General features: G+C 73.4%; 7 protein-coding genes. 6 read left to right on the top strand and 1 reads right to left on the bottom strand.

Annotation, left to right across the window (positions count from 1 at the left end; translation table 11 throughout):
• Positions 1–192 precede the first annotated feature (192 nt).
• Both JQN72_RS18020 and JQN72_RS18025 read left to right on the top strand, forming a co-directional pair.
• On the top strand, positions 193–1,377 hold the full coding sequence (locus tag JQN72_RS18020) for a glutamate--cysteine ligase (RefSeq protein WP_204136521.1): 1,185 nt from the start codon (positions 193–195) through the stop codon (positions 1,375–1,377).
• Positions 1,374–1,844 carry an SRPBCC family protein gene (locus JQN72_RS18025; protein WP_204136522.1) on the top strand — a complete coding sequence of 157 codons (471 nt, stop codon included), beginning with the start codon at positions 1,374–1,376 and terminating at the stop codon, positions 1,842–1,844. Before JQN72_RS18020 ends, JQN72_RS18025 begins: the two co-directional genes overlap by 4 nt.
• A gap of 11 nt (positions 1,845–1,855) precedes the next feature.
• On the opposite strand, the gene JQN72_RS18030 is transcribed toward JQN72_RS18025, so the two are convergent.
• Positions 1,856–2,530, bottom strand: coding sequence for a TetR/AcrR family transcriptional regulator (locus tag JQN72_RS18030; RefSeq protein ID WP_204136523.1), 675 nt, complete (start codon positions 2,528–2,530; stop codon positions 1,856–1,858).
• A gap of 86 nt (positions 2,531–2,616) precedes the next feature.
• Between JQN72_RS18030 and JQN72_RS18035 the strand changes: the two genes are divergently transcribed.
• The 4 genes from JQN72_RS18035 to JQN72_RS18050 all read left to right on the top strand — a co-directional run bounded on the left by JQN72_RS18035 (position 2,617) and on the right by JQN72_RS18050 (position 5,723).
• The gene (locus JQN72_RS18035; RefSeq protein WP_204136524.1) at positions 2,617–3,072 is read left to right on the top strand and encodes a DUF6326 family protein; all 456 of its coding nucleotides are present in this window, start codon (positions 2,617–2,619) and stop codon (positions 3,070–3,072) included.
• Positions 3,073–3,137: 65 nt separating this feature from the next.
• Positions 3,138–4,436, top strand: coding sequence for a nicotinate phosphoribosyltransferase (locus JQN72_RS18040; protein ID WP_204136525.1), 1,299 nt, complete (start codon positions 3,138–3,140; stop codon positions 4,434–4,436).
• Positions 4,429–5,007, top strand: a complete 579-nt coding sequence (locus JQN72_RS18045) for an isochorismatase family protein (RefSeq protein ID WP_204136526.1) — start codon at positions 4,429–4,431, stop codon at positions 5,005–5,007. The genes JQN72_RS18040 and JQN72_RS18045 overlap by 8 nt, the downstream gene beginning before the upstream one ends.
• Positions 5,004–5,723, top strand: a complete 720-nt coding sequence (locus JQN72_RS18050; RefSeq protein ID WP_204136527.1) for an NUDIX hydrolase — start codon at positions 5,004–5,006, stop codon at positions 5,721–5,723. Before JQN72_RS18045 ends, JQN72_RS18050 begins: the two co-directional genes overlap by 4 nt.
• Positions 5,724–5,775: the final 52 nt, after the last annotated feature.

Raw genomic sequence — 5,775 nt, forward strand, 5'->3', positions numbered from 1 at the left:
CTATCGTGGGCATCGAGGCTCCCGGGGTGCGCGGCGGAGTAGACACCACCAGCGCTACTCCGGGAGCTTCACCTCAATCCACACGACACGCCCAAACCCCATCAGCCACTTTCGTAACAGGCCCTAGGCTCGACGGACGGGAGTGGCCGGGCGTGACCCGGTGGCCCGACCGGCACCGGGAGGATCGCAGCGATGACGGGACGGGACAGCCGCGCCGACGTCGGGTTCACGCCGTCCGCGGGGCGCACGCTGGGCGTCGAGTGGGAGCTCGGGCTCGTCGACCCGCAGACCCTCGACCTCACCTCCCGCGCCGAGGAGGTCATGGCCCGGGTCGCCGGCGACGGCGCAGGGGGGACGATGGCGAGCGCTCCGCGGTCGACGATCACCAAGGAGCTGCTCCGCAACACGATCGAGATCGTCACCGGCGTGTGCGAGACGGCGGAGGAGGCGGGCTCGCAGCTGCGCGAGGGGGTCGGTGCCGTCCGTGACGCCGCGGACGAGCTCGGCGTCCTGCTCTTCGGTGCCGGCGCCCATCCGACGAGCCGGTGGGAGGACCAGGAGGTCACGCCGGGTGAGCGCTACGCCACGCTCATCGACCGCACCCAGATGTGGGGCCGGCAGATGGTCATCTACGGCGTGCACGTGCACGTCGGCATCCGCTCCGCGGCGAAGGTCTGGCCGCTCGTCAACGCGCTGCTCGCCTACCACCCGCACCTGACCGCCATCTCGGCGTCCTCGCCGTACTCCGGAGGCCGGGACACCGGGTACGCGAGCAACCGGACGATGCTCTTCCAGCAGCTGCCCACCGCCGGACTGCCGTTCCAGTTCGAGACGTGGGAGGAGTACCGGCGCTACCTCCACGACGTGTTCACGACCGGCGTCGTCGACGACCTCACCGAGCTGCGTTGGGACATCCGGCCCTCGCTGCGGCTCGGCACGATCGAGGTGCGGGCCTTCGACGGCATGTCCCGCGTGGAGGACGTGACGGCCGTCGCCGCCCTCGTGCACTGCCTCGTGACGCATCTCGAGGAGCGCCTGGACGAGGGCAGGCTGCCCGCGGCGCTGCCCCCGTGGCACGTGCAGGAGAACAAGTGGCGGGCGGCGCGGTACGGCCTCGACGCCATCGTCATCGCCGACGCCGCCAGCCGGGAGGTGCACGTCGTCGACGACACCCTCGCCCTCCTCGACCGGCTCGAGCCCGTCGCCCGGCGGCTCGGATGCGCCGGGCCGCTCGCCGACGTCGAGCGCATCGTCCGCGGTGACGCCGGCTACCGGCGGATGCGGGCCGCGGTCGAGGCCGCCGACGGGGACGTGCACGAGGCCGTCCGCGTGGCCCTGGTCCCCGGCAGCGGGGCGGAGCAGAATGGGCGGCCGTGAGCACCCCGTACACCGTGAGCCGCGGGGCGGTCGTCGCCGCGCCGCCGGAGCGCATCCGTCCGCTGCTGCACGACTTCCACGCGTGGCGGCGGTGGTCGCCATGGGAGGACCTCGACCCGGACATGCAGCGCACCTACACCGGGGCCGAGCGGGGGGTCGGGGCCCGGTACGCCTGGGACGGCGACAAGAAGGCGGGTCGCGGGACGATGGAGGTCGTCCGGGACGAGCCCGAGCGGGTCGAGGTCGACCTCGCGTTCGAGAAGCCGTTCCCGTCGCGCTCGCGGGTCGAGTTCGTCCTGACCCCCCGGGATGCCGGGACCCACGTCGCGTGGCTCATGCACGGCGAGCTGAACCTGCTCATGCGGGTGTTCTCGCTGGTCAAGCCAATGGACTCGCTCGTCGGCCCGGACATGGAGAAGGGTCTGGCCCGGCTGGGCGCGGCTGCCGAGGAGGGTCCGGACGCCTGACCCCGGCCCGGCTACGGAGTCGGGCGGAGGCGTTCCAGGCCCTCGAGGACGAGGTCGAGGACGAACTCGAACTCCGCCTGCGTGTCGCACTCGCCGATCGCTCCCTCGCGGTCGTGCAGGTCCATCCCGGCGAGCCGGGCCAGGTGCGGCGTCGCCTCGCGGATCTGCTCGAGCATCTCCGGCGACGGGGGCTCGGTGGGCTCGGGGCCGGCGTCGAAGAGCTCGGTCGAGAATCCGAGCACCCGTGACCCGAGGGCGTGGATGGCCCGGTGTGCGAGGTCGTAGGTGAACCCGGCGCCGACGAGGGTGCCGACGAGCTGCTCGTAGAGGGGCATGAGCGCGGGCGGGGCCGCAGTCTCGGTGGCGACGACGGCCGGTGCCCACGGATGGCGCAGCGCGACGCGACGGGCGGCGAGACAGCGCCCGCGGACCGCGGCGCGCCAGTCCGCGGAGTCCGGCACGGCGAGCGCGGCGTCCAGCACCTCGTCCGCGACCACCTCGACCATCCCGGACAGCAGCGCCCGTTTGTCGGACACGTGGTGGTACAGCGACATCGCCTCGCACTCGAGCCGGTCCGCCACCCCGCGCATCGTCACGGCCGGGAGACCTTGCTCGTCGGCGATCGCCACGCCGGCCTGGAGCACGCGCGCTCGGCTCAACGGCTCCTTCGCGACTCGGGCGGGCATCCGGTCTCCTTCGCTCGACGGTGTTGCACCGCAGCCATCTTACGCCGTACGATCCGGTGACCTTACAACGTAAGAAAGGACCTCCGATGTCGACCACCCTGCCTGCCCGCCCGGCCACCGAGGCGTCCCCGCGGTTCCGCCCCGGGCCACGCCGGGTCGTGCCGGCCCTCTGGCTCTTCGCGATGCTCTGCTACCTCTACTGCGACGTCCTGGGCCTCTACCGCGCCGAGGACCTCGCCGCGCTGCTCACCGGCGAGATCGGCGGGGTGCGGATGACCGACGGCTTCCTCCTCGGGGCGGCGGTGCTCATGACCATCCCCATCACTGCACTGCTGCTCGCCCTCGTGGCGCCGCACCCGGTGGCCCGGTGGACAAGCGTCGGCGCGGGCGTGGTGATGACCCTCGTCCAGGCGAGCACGCTCACGTTCGGGACGGCGCCCACCTCGGCCTACCTGTGGTTCAGCGCCCTGGAGATCACGACGACGGCCACGATCACCTGGTACGCGGTGGCCCGCTGGCGCAGGGACGCCGACCTGGCCTGAGTGCGGCGTCCGCCTGGTGGTCATCCCTCGTTAGGGTCGGGAGTACGCGCGACGAGGAGGGTGACGTGACCGTCCGTCCCGGACTGCTCACCGACCGCTACGAGCTGACCATGCTCACGGCGTTCGTCCGTGACGGCAGCGCCGGCCATCCGGCGGTCTTCGAGACCTTCGCGCGGCGGCTTCCCGAGGGGCGGCGCTACGGCGTCGTGGCGGGGCTCGGGCGGCTGCTGACGCTCCTCGAGGACTTCCGCTTCGACGCCGCCGAGGTCGGCTGGCTCCACTCAGAGGGAGTCGTCGACGACGTGACGGCCGCGTGGCTGCGCGACTTCCGTTTCTCCGGTGACGTCGACGCCTACCCGGAGGGCGATCTCTACTTCCCGGGCAGCCCGGTGCTCACGGTCCGCGGCACGCTCGGCGAGGCCGTGATGCTCGAGACGCTCGTGCTCAGCGTGCTCAACCACGACAGCGCCGTGGCCAGCGCCGCGGCCCGGATGACGCTCGCGGCCGGCGACCGCCCGCTCGTCGAGATGGGCAGCCGGCGCACCCACGAGGACGCCGCCGTCGCGAGTGCGCGGGCCGCGTACCTCGCCGGGTTCGCGTCCACGAGCAACCTCGCGGCAGGCCGGCTGCACGGGGTGCCGACCACCGGCACCGCGGCGCACGCGTTCACGCTGGCGCACGAGACGGAGGCCGAGGCGTTCGCGAGCCAGGTGGCCGTGCAGGGCACCGGCACGACGCTGCTCGTCGACACCTACGACGTCGAGCAGGGCATCCGCACGGCGGTCGAGGTCGCGGGCACCGGGCTGGGCGCCGTCCGCATCGACTCCGGTGACCTCGCGGACACCTCCGCCGCAGCCCGCCGGCTGCTCGACGAGCTGGGTGCCACCGGGACGCGCATCATCGCGACGAGCGACCTCGACGAGTTCGTCATCACGGCCCTCCAGGACGCGCCGATCGACGGCTACGGTGTCGGGACCCGCCTGGTCACCGGCTCCGGTCACCCGACCGCGAGCATGGTCTACAAGCTCGTCGCAGTGGGGTACGAGCCCGGCGGGGAGCTGCGTCCGGTCGCGAAGAAGAGCCACGACAAGGTGTCCGTCGGCGGGCTCAAGACCGCCTGGCGCGCGCACGACGACGGCATCCTGACCCGCGAGTGGTACCGCGTCGACGACGTCCGGCCGGAGGGCGCCTCGCCCGTCCAGGTCCCGGTCGTCCGCGGCGGCCGGGTCGTCCACACATCCTCGCTCGACGACGTCCGCGCACACTGCGCCGCCGCCCTCGCCACCCTGCCGGAGCCGGCCCGCACGGTGTCGGCCGGCACGCCCTACCTGACCGTTCGCCTGGAAGAAGAGCCCGATGAGTGATGCCCTGGTAGTCGTGGACGTGCAGAACGACTTCGTCGAGGGCGGGTCGCTGGGCGTCGAGGGCGGCCGTGAGGTCGCCCGGCGGATCAGCGAGCACATGGTCGCGCACGCCGCCGACTACGCGGCGGTCGTCGCCTCCCGCGACTGGCACGAGCCGCACGGCGACAACGGCGGCCACTTCGCCGCACCCGGCGCCGAGCCCGACTTCAGCACCACCTGGCCGGTGCACTGCGTGTCCACCGACGACGGCTCGGCCTACGCTCCGGAGCTCGACGTCAGCCGGGTCACCCACCACGTCCGCAAGGGGATGGGCGAGCCGGCGTACAGCGCCTTCGAGGGCGTCACCGACGACGGCCGCGGTCTCGCCGACGTGCTGCGCGGGCTGGGGGTGACCTCGGTCGACGTCACGGGTATCGCGACGGACTACTGCGTCCGGGCCACCGTGCTCGACGCCCGCCGCGAGGGGTTCGCCGTCCGGCTGCTGCCCGGGCTGCACGCGGGCGTCGCCCCGGAGACGAGCGAGGCCGCGTTGGCGGAGATGGCTGCCGCGGGGGTGGAGGTGGCCCCGTGAGCGATCGTCCGCCGTTCGCCGTGACCGTCGACCTCGCGGTCTTCACGGTCCGGGGCGGGGTGTTCTGCGTGCTGCTCGTCGAGCGGGGCGGGGAGCCGTTCGCCGGGTCCTGGGCGCTGCCCGGGGGGTTCGTCGAGCCGGACGAGGACGCCGAGGCCGCCGCGTGGCGCGAGCTGCGGGAGGAGACCGGGGTCGACCGTTTCGAGGGGCACCTCGAGCAGCTGCGCACCTACTCGGCGCCGGGCCGCGACCCCCGGATGCGGGTCGTGTCGGTCGCGCACGTCGCGTTCGCCCCGGACCTGCCGGAGCCGCAGCCCGGATCGGACGCCGCCGGGGCGCGCTGGTGGGCGGTCGAGGACGTCCTCGACGACGGGCCGGACGCACCGGTGCTCGCCTTCGACCACGCGGAGATCCTCGAGGACGCCCGCGAACGGGTCTGCGCCAAGCTCGAGTACACGACGCTCGCCCGCGAGTTAGTCGCCGAGCCGTTCAGCCTGCCCGAGCTCCGCCAGGTCTACGCGGCCGTGTGGGGCGCGCCGCCCGACCTCGGGACGTTCCGCCGCAAGGTGCTCGGCACCGAGGGCTTCCTCGAGCCCGTCGAGCGCACCGAACGCTCGGCGGTCCGGCTGTACCGGCGCGGGACCGCGACGGCCATCCAGCCCCCGCTGCTCCGGGTGACGGCCTCCCCTCCGGAGGCGCCCCCGTCACCGCCGTGACGACGAGTCGGCGCGTCACCCCTTTTTCGCCTGATGCCGGAACCTTCGGTGG

The organism is Phycicoccus sp. CSK15P-2 (assembly GCF_016888005.1).
In the GTDB taxonomy this organism is placed as follows: domain Bacteria; phylum Actinomycetota; class Actinomycetes; order Actinomycetales; family Dermatophilaceae; genus Phycicoccus.

What these genes read in the sequence shown, in the direction of transcription:
- JQN72_RS18020 (WP_204136521.1), top strand. Translation starts at nt 193, where the DNA reads ATGACGGGACGGGACAGCCGCGCCGACGTCGGGTTCACGCCGTCCGCG.
- JQN72_RS18045 (WP_204136526.1), top strand. Translation starts at nt 4,429, where the DNA reads ATGAGTGATGCCCTGGTAGTCGTGGACGTGCAGAACGACTTCGTCGAG.
- JQN72_RS18030 (WP_204136523.1), bottom strand. Translation starts at nt 2,530, where the DNA reads ATGCCCGCCCGAGTCGCGAAGGAGCCGTTGAGCCGAGCGCGCGTGCTC.
- JQN72_RS18035 (WP_204136524.1), top strand. Translation starts at nt 2,617, where the DNA reads ATGTCGACCACCCTGCCTGCCCGCCCGGCCACCGAGGCGTCCCCGCGG.